The 21212-nt window shown below is 48.1% G+C and carries 20 protein-coding genes; 11 read left to right on the plus strand and 9 right to left on the minus strand.

Annotated elements, in window-relative coordinates:
- The first annotated feature begins 99 nt into the window (after positions 1-99).
- The 4 genes from LLF78_03240 to LLF78_03255 all read left to right on the plus strand — a co-directional run bounded on the left by LLF78_03240 (position 100) and on the right by LLF78_03255 (position 3542).
- A complete protein-coding gene (locus LLF78_03240; protein MCE5201512.1) occupies positions 100-1038 on the plus strand; it encodes an NrtA/SsuA/CpmA family ABC transporter substrate-binding protein in 939 nt (312 codons plus the stop codon).
- Positions 1039-1181: 143 nt separating this feature from the next.
- Positions 1182-1460, plus strand: coding sequence for a hypothetical protein (locus LLF78_03245; protein ID MCE5201513.1), 279 nt, complete (start codon positions 1182-1184; stop codon positions 1458-1460).
- 407 nt (positions 1461-1867) lie between these two features.
- Complete coding sequence (locus LLF78_03250) at positions 1868-2980, plus strand: NCS2 family permease (protein ID MCE5201514.1); 1113 nt, start codon at positions 1868-1870, stop codon at positions 2978-2980.
- Positions 2981-2990: 10 nt separating this feature from the next.
- Positions 2991-3542: an adenine phosphoribosyltransferase gene (locus tag LLF78_03255; protein ID MCE5201515.1), complete on the plus strand. Its 552-nt coding sequence runs from the start codon at positions 2991-2993 to the stop codon at positions 3540-3542.
- An 84-nt stretch (positions 3543-3626) separates the two neighbouring features.
- Here LLF78_03255 and LLF78_03260 read toward each other — a convergent pair whose 3' ends face one another.
- The gene (locus LLF78_03260; protein ID MCE5201516.1) at positions 3627-3773 is read right to left on the minus strand and encodes a hypothetical protein; all 147 of its coding nucleotides are present in this window, start codon (positions 3771-3773) and stop codon (positions 3627-3629) included.
- Positions 3774-3799: 26 nt separating this feature from the next.
- Positions 3800-4234 (minus strand): hypothetical protein, encoded by a 435-nt coding sequence (locus tag LLF78_03265; GenBank protein MCE5201517.1) that lies wholly within the window; start codon positions 4232-4234, stop codon positions 3800-3802.
- A 359-nt stretch (positions 4235-4593) separates the two neighbouring features.
- On the opposite strand from LLF78_03265, the gene LLF78_03270 reads away from it, so the two are divergent.
- Together LLF78_03270 and LLF78_03275 are read left to right on the plus strand one after the other, a co-directional pair.
- Positions 4594-6309 (plus strand): 2-oxoacid:acceptor oxidoreductase subunit alpha, encoded by a 1716-nt coding sequence (locus LLF78_03270; protein ID MCE5201518.1) that lies wholly within the window; start codon positions 4594-4596, stop codon positions 6307-6309.
- 22 nt (positions 6310-6331) lie between these two features.
- Positions 6332-7183, plus strand: a complete 852-nt coding sequence (locus tag LLF78_03275) for a thiamine pyrophosphate-dependent enzyme (GenBank protein MCE5201519.1) — start codon at positions 6332-6334, stop codon at positions 7181-7183.
- Between the two features lie 28 nt (positions 7184-7211).
- On the opposite strand, the gene LLF78_03280 is transcribed toward LLF78_03275, so the two are convergent.
- Positions 7212-11441 (minus strand): acyl-CoA dehydratase activase, encoded by a 4230-nt coding sequence (locus LLF78_03280; GenBank protein ID MCE5201520.1) that lies wholly within the window; start codon positions 11439-11441, stop codon positions 7212-7214.
- A gap of 116 nt (positions 11442-11557) precedes the next feature.
- On the minus strand, positions 11558-11932 hold the full coding sequence (locus tag LLF78_03285; GenBank protein ID MCE5201521.1) for a hypothetical protein: 375 nt from the start codon (positions 11930-11932) through the stop codon (positions 11558-11560).
- Positions 11933-12390: 458 nt separating this feature from the next.
- On the opposite strand from LLF78_03285, the gene LLF78_03290 reads away from it, so the two are divergent.
- The gene (locus LLF78_03290; GenBank protein ID MCE5201522.1) at positions 12391-13191 is read left to right on the plus strand and encodes an isochorismatase family protein; all 801 of its coding nucleotides are present in this window, start codon (positions 12391-12393) and stop codon (positions 13189-13191) included.
- A 73-nt stretch (positions 13192-13264) separates the two neighbouring features.
- Here the strand turns inward: LLF78_03290 and LLF78_03295 are convergent, their stop codons facing one another.
- The 4 genes from LLF78_03295 to LLF78_03310 form a co-directional block, all read right to left on the minus strand.
- On the minus strand, positions 13265-13648 hold the full coding sequence (locus tag LLF78_03295) for an aspartate 1-decarboxylase (protein ID MCE5201523.1): 384 nt from the start codon (positions 13646-13648) through the stop codon (positions 13265-13267).
- A gap of 4 nt (positions 13649-13652) precedes the next feature.
- A complete protein-coding gene (gene panC / locus LLF78_03300) occupies positions 13653-14501 on the minus strand; it encodes a pantoate--beta-alanine ligase (protein ID MCE5201524.1) in 849 nt (282 codons plus the stop codon).
- Between the two features lie 66 nt (positions 14502-14567).
- Positions 14568-15392 (minus strand): 3-methyl-2-oxobutanoate hydroxymethyltransferase, encoded by an 825-nt coding sequence (panB, locus tag LLF78_03305; GenBank protein MCE5201525.1) that lies wholly within the window; start codon positions 15390-15392, stop codon positions 14568-14570.
- Positions 15393-15442: 50 nt separating this feature from the next.
- A complete protein-coding gene (locus tag LLF78_03310; protein ID MCE5201526.1) occupies positions 15443-16291 on the minus strand; it encodes a DUF2520 domain-containing protein in 849 nt (282 codons plus the stop codon).
- A gap of 308 nt (positions 16292-16599) precedes the next feature.
- Between LLF78_03310 and LLF78_03315 the strand changes: the two genes are divergently transcribed.
- A complete protein-coding gene (locus tag LLF78_03315) occupies positions 16600-17118 on the plus strand; it encodes a hypothetical protein (GenBank protein ID MCE5201527.1) in 519 nt (172 codons plus the stop codon).
- 62 nt (positions 17119-17180) lie between these two features.
- Here LLF78_03315 and LLF78_03320 read toward each other — a convergent pair whose 3' ends face one another.
- Entirely contained in the window at positions 17181-17930 is a 750-nt protein-coding gene (locus LLF78_03320; GenBank protein ID MCE5201528.1) for an IclR family transcriptional regulator, read from the minus strand.
- Between the two features lie 473 nt (positions 17931-18403).
- On the opposite strand from LLF78_03320, the gene LLF78_03325 reads away from it, so the two are divergent.
- Genes LLF78_03325 through LLF78_03335 form a run of 3 tightly spaced genes read left to right on the plus strand, consistent with a single transcriptional unit; the run spans position 18404 to position 21199 of the window.
- On the plus strand, positions 18404-19432 hold the full coding sequence (locus LLF78_03325; protein ID MCE5201529.1) for a sugar kinase: 1029 nt from the start codon (positions 18404-18406) through the stop codon (positions 19430-19432).
- A 13-nt stretch (positions 19433-19445) separates the two neighbouring features.
- Entirely contained in the window at positions 19446-20408 is a 963-nt protein-coding gene (locus LLF78_03330) for a bifunctional 4-hydroxy-2-oxoglutarate aldolase/2-dehydro-3-deoxy-phosphogluconate aldolase (protein MCE5201530.1), read from the plus strand.
- A 35-nt stretch (positions 20409-20443) separates the two neighbouring features.
- Positions 20444-21199 (plus strand): SDR family oxidoreductase, encoded by a 756-nt coding sequence (locus tag LLF78_03335; protein ID MCE5201531.1) that lies wholly within the window; start codon positions 20444-20446, stop codon positions 21197-21199.
- Positions 21200-21212: the final 13 nt, after the last annotated feature.

The raw sequence follows: 21212 nt of genomic DNA on the forward strand, positions 1-21212 counted from the left end.
GGCAATAAGCCAGGCAATCTGTAGTTTGACTGTAATTCTTTGTACATTGGATCGATCAGTGTCTTCTCATGCTCCATAATTTTCGGAGGCGGTGTTGAAATGAAAAGGGGTTTTGCCCTTATTGCAATTGTGCTGACCTTAATGGCAAATCCTGCCACTGCTGCTGCCAAGGCAAAGGAGATAAATATCGCACTATGGAAGCTGCCGCTCAATGTCCCGGCGATGGCGGCCCTTGAGGATAAGAGCTATGAGATGGCATTTGCGGGAGATTACAAGGTGCATTATATCCGGCTTCCCTCTGGGCCAAAACAGATACAGGCGATGGCCGCAGGTAAGCTTGACATAGCCGACAGCATAGGTGCCGCCGCGGTTCTTGTGGGCAGGGCCAACGGTGTTGACATAACGATTGTCGGTGCTAACAGCAGGGCACCGCGCGCGTTCGCGATAATGACGAACAATCCCGAGGTAAAAAACATCAAAGACCTTAAGGGCAGGAAGGTGGCTGGGCTTCGGGGCTCGGTAGTCCATCAGCTCTATATAGAGCTGATGGAAAAGAACAGGCTGAATGAGGACGATATAGAATTCTTCACTATGCCCCTCCCGTCTGCGACCTCAGCTCTGCTTGCCAAACAGGTCGATGCTGCGCTTCTGGTGGGCACTGAGATAAGCCGTGCACAGAACGGCGGTGCAAGGATACTGGCGGACGGGCGCGGGTATGTTGACGGACTCAGCCTTATCGCGGTACGCACTGTATTTTTGGAAGAAAATCCGGAAGCGGTAAGGAAATACTTAAATGCACGGGAAAAGATATACATAAAGCTTTTGAAGACGCCGGATAAATTTGTCCCGTTGGTCGCCAGGGAGACCCGGATATCCGAAACAGAGGCAAAAGAAATGATGGGCTGGTATGACTTCAACCCAAAAATAACACCAAGGGATATTAAGGAAATAGAAAAGACTCTTAAATATCTTCAAAAAGAAAAAATGATAAAGTCAACGCCAGATATAGCTGCATTGATATGGAGCAGATCAAATTAGTAGTCATTTATACGTATTTTAACTTTTTTTGCCAAATACATTCTTTACATTTGATAAAAATACATATAGACTCTATACAGTGTTTCGATGCATTGTGAAAAACATAATAAGATTAAATATATATCAAGGAAGGAATGGATATCATGGCAAAAGTAAAAAAAGATGGTGCCGCAACAGCAAAGAGAGTACGCAGAAGTCCTGAGATACTAATGAAAGAACTCGATACGAAAATGAAGAAACTCGAAGCACGTATTTACAAGAAAAACAAAGAAGCAGTGCATCACATCGGTGCGGCTATACTTAAGCGCGCTAATTTTGATTTCTCCTCATTCACAGAAGAGGATTTTGAAGATATTGTCAATTTGACCCCAAGGGGCAATGAGATTATCCGCGATATCATCTCAAAGGCGCATCAGAATTAGTTTATTGCAGTAATGAGACAGACAGTGTTGATCCAGATACTGTCTGTCTCATTGGTTTTCTGACGGAAAATGCCGCCATTTGAGTATATTGATATGGATATTAAACATATGATGATCCTGCCTGTGATAGTTTCAGGGCAGGGTCTCTTTTTTAGACTTTGGATCCCACGTCGGAGAATCTAATTTTTCCATTCGCGAATTTCGTCAAATATATGCATGCGCAAACAAAAAAGGACATCCCATGCTTCGTGGATCCCCTGTAGCTGTAACATACGCAGCTCTCCGGATGTTACTTACAAATATAATAATATTGTTTCATATATCAAATATAAGGTTGACAAATAAATCAGAGTGAAGTATTTTACCCAAGGCATTATTAACAGTACTTATCTTTGGGGGGCAATAAAGTGGAAACACTCATGACTGATATTTTTACGGCACTTGCGGTTGTAGTCAACGGGATCCCGCAGGGGCTGCTTGCGCTGAGCTTCGGTTTCGCTGCTTTTCCTACCAGCGTCGCGTTCCTTATCGGCGCGGCAGGTTCTGTTGCATTCAACTCGGTTGCCACAATATCTTTCCAGGCAGAGACGATAACTTTAGCCGGAAAGATGGGCAGGGACATCCGTGAACGGCTGAGCCTGGTTTTTTGGGGTGCGCTGTTTTTGCTCGTCCCTTCTGTACTTGGTCTCAATGAAAAAATAGTCTCCTTCATCGGACCTACGGTAGTTAACTCGATGATGGCCGGTGTCGGGATAATGCTCGCATATGTTGCTATAGATCTTTTCAACTCAGAGAGGATCTCAGGCTCAGTCTCGATGATCACAGGACTCGCAGTATGGTTTATAACATTTGACCTTGCAAAGACGATAATCATATCTGTCCTCATCTCGACCGCAGTATATAATATCCTGAAAAAATCAGGCAGCGTCGGGAACCATACCATTGTGCATGACCTAAACAGGGAAAAATTCACGCTGGGCAACATTGAGTGGAAGATATGGGAACACCCGAACATCATAATAAATGGACTCGCGCTTGCATGCCTCAACATCGGCGCCAACATCAGCTTCGGTAAGATTACCGGCAGCATCGCGGGCGTCAACGCAAACATCGATCATCTGGCTATCTATTCATCGCTTGCAGACCTGTTTTCTTCCTTCTTCGGCGGCGGTCCGGTCGAGGCGATCATATCGGGGACTGCGACAGCTCCGGATCCGGTCCGTTCATCCGTAATAATGATGCTGATAATGGCGGCGATCCTGCTTTTAAAGCTTCTTCCCACCATTGGGAAATACGTTCACAGCTCCTCAATCGCAGGGTTCCTGTTTGTGCTTGGCACATTCGTCACTTTTGCATCGAATATCCAGGGCGCGATAGCGTCCGCACCGGCAGCGGCCGGTCCCTTCGGATTCTCCCCGTGGGGCATGGTCATTGGCGCAACGGTCCTCGTCTCGGCGAAGTGGAACCCGTTCTTCGGGCTGCTCGCCGGAGTAGTGCTCAAGATAATGTTCTCACTATAGGAGGCTGAAGATGGAAGACAGTTATACTCTTAAAATTTGCGGGCTCACAAGAGAGCTTAAGAAGATACAGGTTGCTCCTGATCTTATTATCGCGTCGTTTGTAATGCTCGGCGATACAGAGCTTGTAGAGAAGAGCGCCGATGCACTATATAAAAAAATGAAAAAAGTCGGGAAGATAGATATGCTTGTGTGTCCGGAGGCAAAGGGCATACCACTCACACATGCGCTTGCTGTGCGCTTGGGCGTCAACTACGTTGTTGCGCGAAAATCCGTAAAGAGCTATATGGATCGGCCTATCATAGCCGAGGTCAAATCCATTACAACGAAAGAGCCGCAGATAATCGTTTTAGACGGGGTTGACGCGGCACGTCTCAACGGCAGGCGCGTCTGCATCGTTGATGATGTCGTTTCAACAGGAGGTTCGCTTCGCTCCCTCGAAGATGTGCTCTTGAAAACCGGCTGTACTGTGGTAAGCAAAGTCGCAGTGCTTCTCGAAGATGGTGGTTACAATGGAGACGATCTTATATATATCGACAGGCTCCCAGTCTTTCAGGCGGGATAATTTATCATATAAAGATGCACAAGAAAGCGCTGCAAAAAGATCCGCGGCGCTTTCTATATGATAATTCTCTCATCTTCTGTTATATCACGAGTCGCCGCAAAAACCAAAAAAATTTATTTCGTCAGGTGTCATGACCATGCTCCCGTCTTTATCCGCAAGAAAATTTTTCTCCTGTCCTGCATAATTGTCAGTCGTCTGTCCGGCCTCCTGAACTTTCTCACTGTCAGTCATATCGCGAACCCACTTCACGCAATGAGCTACAGTTTCACGTCGATGATAGCCGTTACCCCTACACCCTTGACCCGCCTGAACTGTTTCAGCGGATTCTCCGAGTCGATTGGGATAAGAGCCTTTGCCCTGATCCTGTTGAACTCACCCTCAAGCTGCGCAACTGCTTTTGTCTTGTCGATCGACTCCTTTGTCACGCCTCCGACCTGAGCTGCTCCGATACGTGTACCGTCGCCGATCGATACGATAGGCACAACTTTTGTGTAACCTTCATACTGCGCACCCTTGTTGAAGGTGATCTTATTGATGAAATCATTCAACTGCGGCCCGATCGCCTTTACGACCGCACCGCCCCCTACGACAAGAACGCTGTCTTTGATGATGTCTTTCAAATCAGCAAAAGCAAACGGGCTTGCAACGAACACAGACGCACAAATCAATATTCCAGCGAGAAACTTCTTCATTTTCATTACCCATGCACCTTCCTTTCATGCATATATACTAACCGACAAAGACGACAACCGTATAGGCCTTTTGAAGGATTTTCAGCGGGGGAATACACTGGATAAATCTGTGTCGATGGCAATGGAAGCACCTGGATTTTCGCCGTATATGCATATCTTAGGTAAAACCTCTCCGACCGCGTATTTCATCAGTTAGCTTTTTCTCTTGAATAATCGTTCCTGTCAGGCTATACTTTAAAAATATTTTAAACAAACATGCATCTGATATCTGAAATCCAAATTTTGTTCAATGTTATGATGGATATATTAAAAAACCACCGTATCTGAACAAGGACTAAGGAGTGGATATTGTGAACATTATGAGTTCGGCGGAATTTGAAGTTAGTATCTCTTTTTGTGCCGCTGCCGGTCTGGGGCTGCAGACGGCGGAAGATTTATCGAGGCAGTTTCTGTCCAAGGCGGGATTTTATGTTTTTTCTACAAGAGAATATATGTCACGTGTCCGCGGAGGGAATAATTCAACCCAGATAAGGGTATCCACAAAGCCGGTGCGTGCGCCGGTAAACAGGATAGACTGGCTGTTCGCCCTCTCCCCTGAGCTTCATTCGAATATAACAGAGAACATATCCGAAAAGACGAGGATATTGGGCGATGCATCCGTGATGGCAGAAGAGATATCGGCGCTGGGATACAGGATGATAGACCTGGATCTTGCCCACAGGGCAATGGATCTGGGAAATCCCCGCTATTCTTCAATGATAATTTCCGGTTTCATAGCAGGAATTTTTGCGCTGCCGGAGGAAATTGCCGACGACTTGATAGAAAAGCGTTTTAAAGAGACTGATATATCCGGAAAAAATAAGTTGGCATTCAGGGAAGGACATGGGCTTGGGTTGGAGTATGTAAAAGGAAAGGCCATCCTCAATATCCCCGAGAAGGACGGGAAGAAGGAGATCTTCCTTGACGGCGTCAGCGCCGTGGCACTGGGCGCAGCATCTGCCGGCTGCAATTATATAACAGCCTATCCGATGTCACCCGGTACCGGAGTATTCACGTTTTTTGCAAAACATGCAAAAGACTTCTCCTCTGTGGCGGAGCAGGTTGAGGACGAAATCTCAGCTGTCAATATGGTCATCGGTGCAGCATATGCCGGTGCGCGCGCAATGGTAACCACCTCCGGGGGAGGTTTTGCTCTGATGTCTGAGGGCATCAGCCTTGCAGGAATAACCGAAACCCCGATAGTCATACACCTTGCACAGCGGCCGGGACCGGCAACAGGCCTTGCCACCAGAACGGAGCAGGCGGATCTTGAACTTGCACTGCATGCAGGACATGGCGAGTTTCCGAGAGCGCTCTACGCGCCGATCAATATAGAAAGTGCTTTCCGCATAACGGGTCAGGCCTTTCACACAGCGCAGAAGTTTCAATCCCAATCAATTATCCTAACGGACCAGTACTTTTTGGACAGCGGCTACGACGTTGAAATTCCTGACCCTGAGGCGATCCCGGCTCCGATCCCGCCTGTCAGGGCGGATGCCGGCTATAAACGCTACGCCTTTCCGAATGCTGGCGAAGTCACATCGCCATTTGCTGTCCCGGGTTTCGGCGATGGATTTGTATCCTTTGACAGCCATGAACACACAGAGGATGCGCATATAACAGAGGATAGGGAAATACGGAGAAAGATGGTCGACAAAAGACTTAGCAAGCTTGCCGCTATGCAGGCGGAGGCCGTCGCCCCAATGGTAATTGATTACGGGAAACACAGCACTATTGTCGTATGCTGGGGTTCGACCTTTGAACCCCTGAAGGAGGCAATGGATATCCTTGACTGCAAGGAAGCTGTACTCGTCGGATGCGAGCAGGTCTATCCTCTGTCCGAAGAGTTTTGTCGGCTCATGTCTGAACCGGCGAGAAAAATATTCGTCGAGGGAAACGCAACGGGACAGTTTGCAAGGCTTGTCCGCTCACTTACCGGAGCCGAGGCACAGGAACTTGTCCTTAAGTACAACGGATTTCAGTTCACAGTTGACGAACTTGTCGAAAAACTGGGCAAGCTGTTAAACCCACGCTGATCAATGAAGGAGATGCTGATTTATGATACATACAGCGTTTGATTACAACGGAGAAATATCATGGTGCCCCGGCTGCGGCGACTATAAAATTCTTGAATCGCTGAAGATGGCCCTTGACGAAGTTAAGCTGGACCCGCTCAATGTGGTGATTGTATCCGGCATAGGGCAGGCGGCAAAGATGCCGCACTATCTCAAATGCCATTCTGTAAACGGACTGCATGGAAGAGCCCTTCCCCTTGCCACTGGGATAAAGGCATCGAACAGGAATCTGGCTGTTATTGCGGTAGGCGGTGACGGCGATATGTATGGAGAGGGAGGCAACCACTTTCTGCATGCTATAAGGCGCAATCCCGACATAACAAATATCGTCTGCAATAACATGATATACGGCCTAACTAAGGGGCAGGGGTCTCCCACGACTCCGCTTGGCATGAAAACCCCTACCCAGCCGTTTGGCGTCACGAGCCAGCCTCTGAATCCGCTGCTGCTGGCGCTCTCGTGCGGGGCAACTTTCGTCGCCCGCGCTTCTGCTGCAGACGCAGAGCGTACCAAAGATATAATCGTGCAGGCGATACGGCACAAAGGCTATGCATTGATAGACATATTCCAGCCCTGTGTTTCGTTCAACAAGACGAACACATGGCAGTGGCTCATGGGCAATACAAAATGGCTTGAAAAGGACAGGGATACATCCGACAAGTTGGAGGCAATAGAACTTTCGATGCAGACAGATCCATATCCGCTTGGCATCCTCTACTGCAGCGATGAGCGCAATACATTCGAGGAGAGCCAGCCACCCTATGAATCAGGCGATAATACGCCGCTATACGCAAGAGCTCCGAGACTTGACAGCGTGAGGAAGCTGCTTGTATAGAAGATGGATATAAGCTTCATGGAGCCCGTTAAATCCTCGTAGTTGCCATAAGGAGCCGGATCCTGTTCATCTGGTTTACGGTACTTGCGCTTGAGTCATAATCAAGCGCAAGTATGTTTGTACCGTCATAGCGGCGCTTGAGCTCTTTTATCACTCCCTTGCCGGTGATATGGTTCGGCAGACATGCGAACGGCTGTATGCATATTACATTTTTTATGCCGCTCTCTATAAGCGACATCATTTCCGCGGACAGAAGCCATCCCTCACCGGCCTGGTTTCCACAGGAAACGACCTCTTCGGCTTTTTTTGCCAGTGAATATATGTCATGTATTTGACCGAACCTCGTCCCTTGCAGCGCCTGCCGTATAGGTCTGCGCATAAACTCGAGAGCGGAAATCCCGGCCTGTCCGGCTAAACTTGCAAGAAAGCTGCCGGAGAGCTTTCTGTTCAAATACACCGGGTCATAGAGACAATAGAGAAGGAATGCGGTAAGGTCGGTCAGAACAGCCTCACCTCCTTCGCCCTCTATTATGTCGATCAGGTGGTCATTGGCTCCGGAATGGTATTTGACAAGGATTTCCCCGACAATCCCGACACGCGGTTTTGGTTTTTCGGATATAGGCAGAGAGGCAAATCCCGCCACCGTATCACGAACCAGTTTTTTAAACATCCACCAGCTGTTCCTGACTATGTTGTCACGGTATAGCTGTGAGAATCTGTCGTACAGCTTCTGCGCACTTCCCTTTTCAAGTTCGTACGGGCGGGTACGGAGCAGCAGGCGCATGAGAAGGTCTCCGTATAGCAGACCCATCGCCGAACGGAAAAGGACCCTGCCAGGCAGGGTAAATTTTTTTGCGTTCCTGCCCTGAGCGTTTATGGCCAATATGCGGACTTTTTTAAACCCGGCCTCGTCAAGTGCCATCCGCAGGAGCGACACATAATTGCTGGCCCTGCATGCGCCGCCAGTCTGAACATAGAAGCAGTCAGTATTTTCTGGATCGAACTCCCCGCTTTTCAGGGCCTTAAGAAATTGTCCGACCACGACCATTACGGGATAACAGGCATCATTATTGACATAGCTGAGGCCAAGCTCAACAGACTCACGGCCTCCTTCCGGAAGGACATGGAAGTCAAGACCCTCTTCGCGCATTATCGCTTCGATGAACTGGAAGTGATATTTTGAGAGCGGAGGGCAAAGAATGGTTCTGTCCTTTTGATCCATATTTTTTGAAGGGATAGAGGCAAGCGCCGTTTCAGTGCGATAGCCGCCTTTTCGCAGAGGCAAAGTGCGGTCTATAGCCGCAAGCAGCGAGCGGATCCTTATCCTTACTGCTCCGTTGTTTTTGCTCTCGTCTATCTTTATAAGAGTGTGCAGCCGCCCGTTTTGCTCAAGCAGTGAAGCCGTCTGATCCGCACTTATTGCGTCAAGTCCGCAGCCGAAGGAGTTCAGCTGTACCATGTGTATGTTGTTAAAATCCGGGTCTTGTGCTATTACGGAGGCAGCCCGGTAAAGCCTGGAATGGTAAACCCACTGATCTATTACCGTCAGAGAATCATGGCCGATTATCCTGTCAGCTTTGCCGCATATTGAGTCCTCTGTGAATACGGCAATGTTATAGCCGTTTATGAGTTCAGGTATGCCATGGTTCACTGCCGGGTCGAGGTGATATGGGTGTCCGGCCAGGACGATGCCTGTAATGTTATGCTCCTTGACGTAGTCAAGGGCTTCATCACCAAATGACTCTATGTCCAGCTTGAACTGCCTTTGAGCCTCGTATGCCTCTTTAAGTGCCCTTTGAATTTCGTCCCTTCTAAGGTCATAATCTTTGAATTCATCGGCCATTGCGCCAACCATTTTCTCGGGCGAATCTATAGGGAAGAATCTGTGCACGAAACGGACTCCATCGTCATGCAGCCTGTCTATGTTAAGCCAGGCAACATCAGGGTATCCTGCGATTACAGGGCAATTGTAGTGGTTGTCGGCGTCTGGAAATTCATTCACTTCTTTCTGTACGCCAGGATAAAATATCAGATCGGCCCCCCTGTCAAGCAGCTCTATAATATGGCGGTGAGCCAGTTTTGCAGGAAAGCATATAGTCTGTGACGGCACAGTGTCTATACCCAGGGTTTCGCCGGGATGGGATGAAGAAAGCTCCACCCTGAACCCCAGGCTGGTGAATAGGGTGAACCAGAAAGGATAATTCTCGTATATATTCAGCACCCGCGGGATGCTGACAGTGCCGCGCCTTGCCGCTTCTGCCGTAATGGGACGGTAGTAGTCAAAAAGCCTATTATATTTGGCCGCGTACAGATTTGGAGGCAGGTCCTTTTTACGTTTTCCTGCAAGGATCCCGTTCTCGCACATATTGCCGGTTATATAGCTGCGCCCCCCGCCGAACATCGTATATGTAAGTATGCACTTATTGCCGCAGCCGCTGCAGCGTCCGGTGCTTGTGCCGGCACGGAATGAAGCAAGCGACTCATAGGAGGCCAGTCCGCTTTTTTGTCCGTCATATCTGTCCCTTGCAAGCAATGCCGCTCCAAAGGCGCCCATCAGCTCGGATATATCCGGGCGGATCACCTCTCGTCCCGTAACCAGTTCAAATGCCCGCAGCAGGGCGTCGTTTTTAAACGTACCTCCCTGTACTACTATATGGTTCCCTATTTTATCTGCGCTGCGTATTTTAAGGACCTTGTAAAGAGCGTTGCGGACCACAGAATATGCAAGTCCCGCTGAGATGTCGCTCACACAGGCGCCTTCCTTCTGAGCCTGCCGGACGCGGGAATTCATAAACACTGTGCAGCGTGAACCAAGGTCGACCGGTTTCTTTGAATCCTCGGCGGAAAAGACAAACTCCTCCATCGTCATGCCAAGCGACTCAGCGAAGTTCTGCAGGAACGACCCGCAGCCCGAAGAACAGGCTTCGTTAAGGAATACCTGACGTATGATCCCGTTTTCGACACGCAGGCATTTCATGTCCTGTCCGCCTATGTCTATGATAAAATCAACATTCGGATCTATAAATTCTGCCGCTTTGGCGTGCGCAACTGTCTCTATCTCGCCAATATCCACCCCGAACGCTGCCTGTATCAGCTTCTCACCGTAACCTGTAACGCCGCTGTTTCTTATGTTCAAGCCTGGCGGTACCTTTGAATATAATTTTATCAGCATTTCTTTAACCGTTTGAACAGGGTTGCTTCCTCCCACTGTCCTGTAGTCGGAAAACAGAAGCTCCCCTTCCTTACCTATAAGAACAACTTTTGTGGTTGTTGAGCCTACGTCTATCCCGAGATATGCGTCTCCGCTGCTGCGTGAGATATCCTCTCTGCGCACATGTGTCATGGAGTGCCTTGCTTTAAATTCTGCCCTTGCCGCATTGTCGGGGAATAATGGCGGAAGGGTGTTTATGGCTGAAACTTTGCCGGTAGAAAAAAACTTCGCTGCTTTTTTGCGAAGTTCCGCTATGTCGACAGCCTCGTTTTTCTTTCCGAGTATTGCGGCGCCGATAGCGACAAAAAGGTGTGAGTTCTGCGGCGAAATACATTGTTCCGGCAAGAGTCCGAGTGTCTCCATGAAACGTTTTCTGAGTTCGGAGAGAAAGTACAGCGGGCCTCCGAGAAAAGCCACGTTCCCGCATATTTTTCTGCCGCATGCAAGTCCGCTGATCGTCTGATTTACCACCGCCTGAAATATCGAGGCTGCGATGTCCTCTCTTGCAGCGCCATCCTTCATCAGGGATTGGACATCGGTTTTTGCAAAGACGCCGCAACGCGAAGCTATAGGATATATAGTTTTATATCCGCCGGCAAGCTCGTTTAATCCCGCCGCGTCAGTACCCAGAAGCATCGACATATGGTCAAGAAATGCCCCTGTGCCGCCGGCGCATGTCTCGTTCATCCGCTGATCCGCACCGTTTTTGCCGAAGAAGGTCAGTTTTGCATCCTCACCGCCCAGTTCTATGCATACATCCGCTGTGGGGATATATCTTTCCACGGATGCTGAACATGCGATGAGTTCCTGTGTGAAAGGTATGTTCATCTCCTCTGCGAGCGCAATGGCGCCGGATCCTGCTGCCGCAAGGGTCACTTCGTAATTTTTACAACTTGCCTTTATCTCGCGCATCAGTTCTCCGACAGTTGTGCAGATATCGGAGAAGTGCCGACGGTAACGGCTGTAGATGAGAGAATCCTCTCCATCCAGGACAACGGCCTTGGCCGTTGTGGAGCCTATATCAAGTCCGACATGCAACAGTTGCATGTTACATTTCCCCCTCTTACCTGAGTAACAGAACAATGGCTGCACGAAGACAGCCGTTCCAGGAATTCCTATTTCTAAGAGCTTATGTCGATCAAGAGAGAGTATCGGGCGTTTTTTTAAATAAGAAGAACCATATCGGAGTGAGGGATCGCCTTCTGCTCGGCTCCAATCAGCATTATCCACCTGTCAAAGGCGGATAGTCCCGAAATGAAGTTTGCAGTATAGCAGCGGAGGTTTTTCGGCGGAACGAATTCAAGCAGAGCATTCCCCGAATGGGCAATGCGGCTGAAACGGGATAGGGTGAAGCGCAGCACAGTAAACGCGCTGTTTGAGATAGTGCCGAAAGTGTTCAGTATTACCTTCGTCGGTTCCTGACCGAAACGTGATCTGATGCTTTGCTCGGACACAGAGATAGCAAATGTCTGAAATATAAACAGAGACATCAGCAGCACATAAGTATAATACTTCAGCCTTCCACTGAAAGGAAACAACCAGCATCATCCCCTTTTCGCGAAGATTATCACAATTCTTAAATAAATACCATACTTAAAAATTTTATCATTCTGTTTCAGGCAGATTATATCACCATGCAGGCTGTCTATATAACAGACGTGTCATGAAAGCTGAAAACCGGCAGAAACTGTAGTTCCCGGGTCATTCCCGGCAAACGCCTGTCTTGTCTGCTTTTACGCTGGCCTTAAACTGAAGGCGGCTGAAACGAGCCAGCTTATTATTTTCAGACTTATAGATGAACTGGAATAAACTCTGCTGTCGATCCGCCTTTTGCTGTTATTATAATAATATCCAGAGCTTGATCATTTAAGGCTAATAAATTCTATATCCGCACTTTGTATCATAGAGAAGGAAATGTCCGTTGGATATTGAGGAAAGGGAGACAGACATGCCGGAATTGAAATCTTTAGTAATCAGGAATAGGAGGCATTAAATAATGGGAAGGGCAAAACTTGAGTTTTTGATCATTGATCCGCAGAATGATTTCTGCGATCCAAGGGGGAGCTTGTTTGTTCCTGGCGCCGAAGATGATTCGATCAGGTTGGCCCGGACAATCAAGAGGCTTAGGAATAAAATAGACAATATCCATGTTACGCTGGATACCCATCATTGGGTTGACATCGCACACCCGATTTTCTGGATCGATCAAAATGGCAGGCATCCTGAGCCGTTTACAATTATTACAGAAGAGGATCTGAAAAACCGGGTGTGGAGGACGACAAATCCCGATTATATTTACAGGGCAGTCAGTTATACAGAGAATCTGGAGAAAAATAACAGGTACAGTTTATGCGTCTGGCCGCCTCATTGCCTTATCGGTTCGTGGGGGCATAATATCGTTGATCCGGTTTATGATGCATTACTCGAATGGGAGAACGATTTTAAAATTGTTGATTATATAGTCAAGGGCGCCAATATATGGACCGAACATTATTCCGCTGTAAAAGCGGATGTCGAGGACCCCGATGATTTGGGGACCGGGCTGAATATAAAGTTGATCAAAGCACTTGAAAATGCCGATGTCATAGCCGTTTCCGGCCAGGCGCTGTCTCATTGTGTCGCAAACAGTATCCGCGACATTGCCGACAATTTTAATAATAAAGACAGTATCAGGAAAATAGTTTTATTGACTGATACCACAAGTTCCGTCGAAGGATTTGAAATTCTCGGAAAAAATTTCATCGATGAGATGACCGCAAGAGGGATGCAGATCTGCAAGGCTGACGATTTTATGTAAAACGCCGTTGGTTTAAACTCGGCGGCGCAAACCGGTGCTTGCGCCGCCGAGGGTATTGTGACAGATACTTTTTTTATTTTATTTCTCCGAGCCTTTCAATGTTTTTAACTTCGGCAATTTTGTTGTTCCCATCGACAAAGACGACAACGGGGCTGTGTTCCCGTGCCTCCTGCGGGTCGACCAGACAGTATGCGATTATTATTACTTTATCGCCCATATGCACCAGCCTTGCGGCGGCGCCGTTAAGGCAGATGACGCCGCTTCCCGGAGCCCCCTCAATCACGTATGTTTCAAGCCTGTTCCCGTTGTCTATGTCAACTACGCTGACCTGTTCGTATTCAAGTATGCCGGAAGCTTCCATCAGATCCTTGTCTATGGTAATACTTCCCGCATAGTTCAGGTTGGATTCGGTCACTACCGCCCTGTGTATCTTCGCTTTGAGCATGGTAAGGATCATATATCTATTCCCCTTTAAAGGTAAAATTGTCTATCAGCCTTGTCCCGCCTATATATACTGCCGCCGCAGTCAGAACAGGCGCTTTGATCTCTGATATGGCCTTCAGAGTGTCTGCGTCAACAATCTCAATGTAATCGATCCTGGCCAGCGGTTCACGGGAGATATTTTGCGTAATTATCTCTTTGATTTTTTTTGTCTCTCTCTCTCCGTTCCGCATCATATCTTTGGCAAGGTTGAGGCTTTTTGATATTATAAGAGCTGCGGTTCTTTCTTCAGGCGAGAGATATATGTTCCTTGAACTTATGGCAAGCCCGTCAGGCTCACGTATGATAGGACAGGGCACTATCAGGGTTTTGAAATTCAGATCCTGCGCCATACGCTTGATTATAGCAAGCTGCTGAGCGTCTTTTTCCCCGAAATAAGCCCTGTCCGGAGATACTATGTTGAATAACTTCGACACAACAGTGCAGACCCCGCGGAAGTGTCCCGGGCGCCTGGCTCCGCAGAGGCCGTCTCCGAGCATATTTACATCAACATAGGCCAGGTTCCGGGAAGGATACATTTCTTCCGGTTCCGGAGCAAAGACAAGATCCGCCCCCGCGCTTTCGCATACCTCGGCATCATGGCCCATATCTCTGGGATATTTTTCAAAGTCCTCGTTGGGACCAAACTGTATAGGATTCACAAATACGCTTACAACGACTATGTCATTTTCTTTTCGGGCTTTTTCTATCAGACTTATATGGCCGGCATGCAGGTATCCCATAGTCGGGACCAGCCCGATGGTGCAGCCCTGTTTTTTCCAGCTTTCAGCCATATTCAGCACGTCTTTTATCTTTCCCGTAATTTCCATTGGCCCCACACCTTCCTTACAATCAGCCTGCCGGCTGATCAAGCTTTCCATCCGGATTTTATAACATTAAAGCTTTTTGATTATCTCTTCATCAATTGCAAAAGAATGTTCGGCGCACGGGAAAGCGCCATTCCGCACTTCCTCCGCATATTTCCTTATCCCCTGTCGGATCACCTCTCCCGCATTTGAAAATATCTTTACGAATTTAGGCCTGAAATCCGAAAACATGCCAAGCATATCGTGATATACCAGGATTTGTCCATCGCAGTGCGGGCCGGCCCCAATGCCTATAGTCGGGATTGAAACGGCCGCTGTTATCTTTTCAGACAAAGCGGCGGGGATACATTCCAGAGTTATAGAGAAAGCTCCGGCATCCTCAAGCCGTTTCGCATCATCTACAATTTTTTTGGCGGTCTCAAGTTCACGCCCCTGTATCTTGAAGCCGCCGAACATATTCACTGACTGGGGTGTGAGGCCGATATGCCCCATGACAGGGATCTGTGCTTTCACGATCGCACGCACCTGCCTTGCCGCAGATGCCCCTCCCTCAAGCTTGACAGCCTCTGCATGCCCCTCCTGCACCAGTCTTCCCGCATTTTTAACCGCATCATACAGAGAAGCGTGGTAGGACATAAAAGGCATATCCCCTATAAGCAGCGCATTCTTTGTACCTCTGGATACAGCTTTGATATGGTGGATCATATCCTCCATCGTCACACTGAGCGTATCCTTATATCCGAGGCATACCATGCCAAGCGAATCTCCTACAAGTATTCCGTCGATGTCGCAGGAATCAGCCAGTTTCGCCATTGAATAGTCATAGGCGGTAAGCATTGTGATCTTTTTATTTTCAGCTTTGGCATCCATAAAAGTCGCCACGGTCTTCTTCATTGCCTAACCCCCAAATTTATAGTTTTACCGTTAATATATCTGCTGCAATTTTATTCAAGCATCTTCCATATTTCTGAATAATCGCGCTCAGGGTGGATTTTACAGGATAATTCAACAATTCTGCGGGTTAAAATCTTATACACGGGTTTATATTCTTCAGGAATGATGCCAAGGTGTTTGGCCACAGTGCCGCTGTCATTACGTTCCGCCGGGCCGGTGAGTGATTTTATCAGCCCTTTTCGGTCGATGTTGTCAACGTTGCCCTTAATCAGCGGGAGTAGCGCATCCAGAGATTCTTCACTGCCGACGCCGCATTCCTCCATGCATTCACAGCCGATGCTGACAAGCGCCAGGACAAGGTTTGACGCCATGACATTTGCAATATGGTATAAGGTTTTATTTTTTTGATCTATTACAATAGTTTTGTTCCCTGTCAGGGAAAAAATATTTTTGACATACTCAATGCGGCGCTCATCGCCCTCTATCGTGAAACAGGCTTGTTCAAGTCCGTCAAAATTACCATCCTTGCCTGCAAATGCATACATAGGATGCACTGAATAGCCGTAAGCACCGCAAACGCCTATTCCTTCAAATATGCCCGAAGTCAGAGAACCGCTGGTATGGCAGATTATTTTATCTTTAATACCGCAGACCGATATTTCACCCCAGACTTCCCCTATCCGGTCGTCCGGCGTTGTTATAAAGATTATTTTGCTATGTTTCACAAGCTCACTGATGCCGCTGAATGGCTTCGACATTGTTATATCCGCTGCGTATTCCGCAGACGCACTGCTGCGGCCCACATATCCGCCGATATCCAGCCCCTTGCTGCGAAAATATGCGCCCAATGTCACGCCGGCCTTTCCTGCTCCGATGAAGCTGATACTTATATCGTCCAAGGCGTTCATTTCCCCATAAAAATATCCAATTTGCTGTCACGGAAATATTTTGCAATGACCGATCAATTTGCATGAACAAAATAGCACAGACTACCCATGTTGTACAGTGTATGCCTTACTTTTGTTAGTTTAATACTTAAAAGTAACGTTTCGGCGAGGGCAACGAAAATGCACGCGATAAAATCATTTGTTGTGTTATGACCAGCTTACACGTTATGGTATAAAATCACAGGCATCAAGTATTTTACAATACAGGCAGGGTAAATTGCGGAGCATAATAAAACAAGAAACGGAGGTATATGAACTGAATGAATAATAGGATCTTATTTATGATATGCATCCTTTTCTGTATCTGCTTCGCGGTCCGGGCGGATGCGCTGACAGCTCGGCAGATGGCGAAGCAGCAGAATTTTTCTATAGACCCGATTGCACTGGACCTGATGGAATCGCTCGGTGAACTTACGCACCTTGACGCCGCATTCCTTACCCGTATCTCTGTTCTTCCAAAAGAAAAACAGAGAGGACTTGCTGTCAGGCTTGTCATGGACGGGCACATCACGGTGAACAAGCTCAAGCAAGTGCCGCTCCCGATCGTTCTGCCTGAAAATCCGGAAGATATCCTGGTCCTTATATATGAACTCATACGGGAGGATTACTGGAGAGGGTGGTACCGCAGACACAGCATGGCCGTCAGGCTCAAAATGAGAGATTGGTACGATACGGCGGATCGCCGTTTCATTGATCCCGACAAAGGGCGCAAGTTAATAGACATCTTTTTCCAAAAACTTGACGGCAAATATAGCGGGCCGAATGTTATCTGGTTTTAGATCGTCGAACTGGGCCCTCTATATTATTTTGACGTTTCTCTTATGATCAGGAACCGGAAATATTACAGACATGCTGAAATTTCACGCGCCATGGCGGCAATGACTTTTCCAAATTTTGCCGAATCTTTGTCGCTGAAACGGAAAGATGGCGCTGTAAGGCTGATCGCTGCGACCGGATACCCTTTTCTGTTCAAAATGGCGGCGCCGACACAACGGATGTTCTCTTCGTTTTCCCTATTTTCTTCGGCATATCCCTGCGCACGAAAGCGCAAGAGCATCTCTTTGAGTTTGGAAGGAGACACTGTGGTCAGTTCGGTCCTGGCTTTGAGCTCGGTTTTATCAAAATACGAGTCGATCTCTGCTTCCGGCATTGCGGCAAGTATCGCCCGTCCGGCGGCCGTACAATAAAGAGGCAGTGTAGTCCCAAGCCTTGACCAGCGCAGTATGACGGTCTGCGGACTGTCGAGACGTTCCACATACTGTGCAGTCCCATGCTCATAGACTGAAAGGTGAACGGTCTCTTTTGATTCGTCCCTCAATTTTCTGAGCCATGGCTGCGCTATCTCGACAATTCCTGAGGCGAAATGATAGCCGCTGCTCCACAGCAGGACTGTCGGCCCGATTTTATATTGTCCGTCTTCTGTGCGCAGAACAACGTTATCTTCGCACAGGGCGCCCAATATCCTGTGTACAGTCGCCTTTGGTATTTCACATGCTTTTGCCATCTCAGAGATACCGCTCGGGTTATTTCTTTCCGACAGATATCCCAATAACATAATTGTTTTTCTGATAACCCCGACGCCCTTTTCCATAAAGTAGCACACCTCTGATGAAAATAGATTTTAAAAAAAGCTTTGACACAAATAAAAATAGGGATTACAATATTTTTATAAAATATACGGAACGTTGTTCCATTATACGGAACATAGCCACAAAATGCAAGTATCAATTTCATGTAAAAAATTCAACTTTCCCATCGTCTTTCCCGCATGCTTTTGATCAGGAAGGACGCTGTTCCTCGAAAGAGGGACATAACAAATCACCATAGTGACTGAACTATTTCGAGTGCGTTTCGAGATCGGGAATCCAGAGACTTCAATATTTTAGAGCCACTGGTTCTCCGCTAAATAACATACGGAGAAGACGAAAAACAGAGGTTTTGAATCCACTAGTAGCAAGAAGTGGGAAAGTTGAGTAAAAAATTAAAGGGTCTATAGAATTTAAATTGCTTAGCTTAATAATAATGCTTTTTTTTGTTCCCAGTAAGACAGGAGGCAGGATCATAGTGAAAAAATACGTTACTTTCGGTGAACTGATGCTGAGACTTTCCCCTCCCGGGCGAGAACTCTTCCTGCAGACTCCGTCCTTTGATGCTACTTTTGGAGGGGCAGAGGCGAATGTCGCTGTCTCCCTGGCAAATTACGGTGAAAATGTTTCCTTTGTTACGGCACTTCCCAAAAATCCAATAGCTGATGCGGCTGTCCGCGAGCTCCGCGGACTTGGGGTAGACACCTCATTTATCAGACGCAGCGGCGACAGGATCGGCATATACTATGCAGAGGCCGGAGCTTCCATGCGTCACTCAAAGGTAATTTATGACCGCTCGCATTCTTCGATATCAGAGATTTCCGCTGATGATTTTGACTGGCATAAGATTTTTGATGGTGCGCACTGGTTCCACACAACCGGTATTACCCCAGCCATCTCCGCAGGGACGGCGGCGGTTACGCTTGAAGCTATGAAGGCTGCCCATGAGTGCGGGCTGAAGGTCTCATGCGACCTGAACTACAGAAAAAAACTCTGGAATTGGGGCAAAACTCCGATGGAGGTAATGTCAGAGATAGCAGGTTATGCAGATGTTCTGATCGCAAACGAAGAAGATTGTCAGAAATGCCTCGGCATAGAGCTTGACGTAGATGTGACTTCGGGCAAGCTCGACTCCTCCAAATATGAAAAACTGGCGTCAAAAGTTATGGACGTATTCCCAAATATTTCACATCTGGCAGTAAGCCTGCGCGAAAGCATAAGTGCGGACTGGAACAACTGGTCAATTGTTATGGCCACAAAGGATAAATTCTATATCAGCAAAAAATATGAGATACGCGACATCGTCGACCGTATCGGCGGCGGAGATTCTTTCGGATCCGGTCTTATCTGGGGGATCAACAACCTTGAAACTCCCCAGGCTGCGCTTGAATTTGCCGCGGCTGCCTCGGCGCTTAAACATACGATACGCGGCGACTATAATCGGATCTCGGTTGATGATGTCATGGCCCTGGTCAGCGGCGATGCTTCTGGCCGTGTACAGCGGTAGGGAGGTTCAGACTATGGATGAAGTACTCAAAAAACTTGGCGATATAGGCATTATCCCGGTTGTCAAACTTACCGCGGCGGAACAGGCCCTGCCTCTAGGCAAAGCCCTTATGGCAGGCTCGCTGCCTGTTGCCGAGATCACGTTTCGCACAGATGCCGCGGAAGACTCGATAAGAATGCTGTCTTATGAAATGCCTGAACTTATTGTCGGTGCGGGAACAGTTCTGACGATCGATCAGGTGGATGCGGCTGCTGATGCCGGCGCGCGTTACGTTGTAACGCCAGGCTTTAACCCAAAGATAGTCGCTCATTGCCAAAGTATAGGCATGCCTGTGGTGCCGGGTGTTAGCAACTCCAGTGAGATAGGGCAGGCCATAGAAATGGGGCTTGATGTAGTTAAATTTTTTCCGGCGGAGGCATCCGGTGGTGTTGATATGCTTAAATCGTTTGCCGGGCCTTTCTGTGGAAAGATTTCTTTTATTCCCACGGGAGGCGTAACAGCAAAGAATATGCAGAATTATCTGGCGTGCGGCAATGTGTTTGCTGTCGGAGGCAGCTGGATGGTTGCGCCTGATCTTCTTGATGCAGGAGAGTACGGGAAAATCGAAAATCTGTGCAGGGAGGCCAGGATGCTGTCGCTTGGCTTCCGCCTCCTGCATATCGGAATAAATCCGGAAGCGGGGATATCGCCTGTCGAAAGTGCCAAACTTTTGTCTGCGATGCTCGGAATGCCGATGAAGGAGGGGAACGGCTCATCGTTCGTCGGCGAATCTTTTGAGGTAATGAAGTCACGCGGCAGGGGCGGACACGGGCATATTGCGATAGAGACGCTCTCCGTAGAGAGGGCCCTCGAATGGTTCTCGGGTTTTAGCATTAAACCGCTCGAAGAGACTGTAAAAACAAAAGAAGGGCACATCTCATTAGCTTATCTCGACTACGATTTCATGGGCTTTGCGGTGCATCTAAACCGAAAATAGCATGGATTTCTGAGCAGGATGGAGAGGGAGACGAAATGACAAACATTTTCAGACTTGACGGCAGGAGGATACTGGTCACGGGTGGCGGAACCGGGATAGGGTTTGCCACAGCAAAGCTGATATGCGAATATGGCGGAACTGTCGTCATCTGCGGACGGAGAACGGATGTGCTTGAAAAAGCCGTAGAAGAACTTGGAGAAAACGCCGCTGCGATCACATGTGACGTTGCGGATCTTTCTTCTGTCCCTTCCCTTGTAGATAAAGCCGAAGCCGGCGGCCCGCTCTACGGACTTGTAAATTGTGCGGGTGAGAATATAAAACTGCCTTTTTCGGAGACGACGGATGAGATTTTTGCAAAGATACTTGATACTAACCTCATGGGGCTTTTTTCAGTCACCCGCGAGGTCGGTAAACTCCTTATAAAACGTGGCGAAGGGGCAATAGTCAACATCGTTTCAATGTCCAATATTTTCGGCCTGATCAACACATCTGCATATACAGCCTCAAAATCTGCGGTCGCAGGCCTGACCAGAGAGCTGGCTGTCGAGATGACACCTTATGGAGTAAGGGTAAACTCAGTAGCGCCTGGGTTTATTGATACAGCAATGACCCGCAAAGCGTTCGATGGCGACCCCTTGCGTAAGACTAAGGTCCTTGGGAGGACCCCGGCCGGATATTTGGGACAGCCCGCTGATGTTGCCGCCGCAGTGTTGTTTCTGCTTTCTCCTGCGGCCGGCTATATAACTGGTGCCATGCTGCCTGTCGACGGCGGGACCAGTATCGGTTTTTAGACGGATGTCAATG

The sequence above is a fragment of the Synergistaceae bacterium genome (assembly GCA_021372895.1).
Lineage (GTDB): Bacteria > Synergistota > Synergistia > Synergistales > Synergistaceae > JAJFTP01.

Coding starts and splice junctions, on each gene's coding strand:
- LLF78_03255 (MCE5201515.1), top strand. CDS start 2,991: ATGGAAGACAGTTATACTCTTAAAATTTGCGGGCTCACAAGAGAGCTT.
- LLF78_03240 (MCE5201512.1), top strand. CDS start 100: ATGAAAAGGGGTTTTGCCCTTATTGCAATTGTGCTGACCTTAATGGCA.
- panC (MCE5201524.1), bottom strand. CDS start 14,501: ATGGAAATTACGGGAAAGATAAAAGACGTGCTGAATATGGCTGAAAGC.
- LLF78_03275 (MCE5201519.1), top strand. CDS start 6,332: ATGATACATACAGCGTTTGATTACAACGGAGAAATATCATGGTGCCCC.
- panB (MCE5201525.1), bottom strand. CDS start 15,392: ATGAAGAAGACCGTGGCGACTTTTATGGATGCCAAAGCTGAAAATAAA.
- LLF78_03265 (MCE5201517.1), bottom strand. CDS start 4,234: ATGAAGAAGTTTCTCGCTGGAATATTGATTTGTGCGTCTGTGTTCGTT.
- LLF78_03335 (MCE5201531.1), top strand. CDS start 20,444: ATGACAAACATTTTCAGACTTGACGGCAGGAGGATACTGGTCACGGGT.
- LLF78_03315 (MCE5201527.1), top strand. CDS start 16,600: ATGAATAATAGGATCTTATTTATGATATGCATCCTTTTCTGTATCTGC.
- LLF78_03260 (MCE5201516.1), bottom strand. CDS start 3,773: ATGACTGACAGTGAGAAAGTTCAGGAGGCCGGACAGACGACTGACAAT.
- LLF78_03270 (MCE5201518.1), top strand. CDS start 4,594: ATGAGTTCGGCGGAATTTGAAGTTAGTATCTCTTTTTGTGCCGCTGCC.
- LLF78_03295 (MCE5201523.1), bottom strand. CDS start 13,648: ATGATCCTTACCATGCTCAAAGCGAAGATACACAGGGCGGTAGTGACC.
- LLF78_03330 (MCE5201530.1), top strand. CDS start 19,446: ATGGATGAAGTACTCAAAAAACTTGGCGATATAGGCATTATCCCGGTT.
- LLF78_03290 (MCE5201522.1), top strand. CDS start 12,391: ATGGGAAGGGCAAAACTTGAGTTTTTGATCATTGATCCGCAGAATGAT.
- LLF78_03280 (MCE5201520.1), bottom strand. CDS start 11,441: ATGCAACTGTTGCATGTCGGACTTGATATAGGCTCCACAACGGCCAAG.
- LLF78_03245 (MCE5201513.1), top strand. CDS start 1,182: ATGGCAAAAGTAAAAAAAGATGGTGCCGCAACAGCAAAGAGAGTACGC.
- LLF78_03320 (MCE5201528.1), bottom strand. CDS start 17,930: ATGGAAAAGGGCGTCGGGGTTATCAGAAAAACAATTATGTTATTGGGA.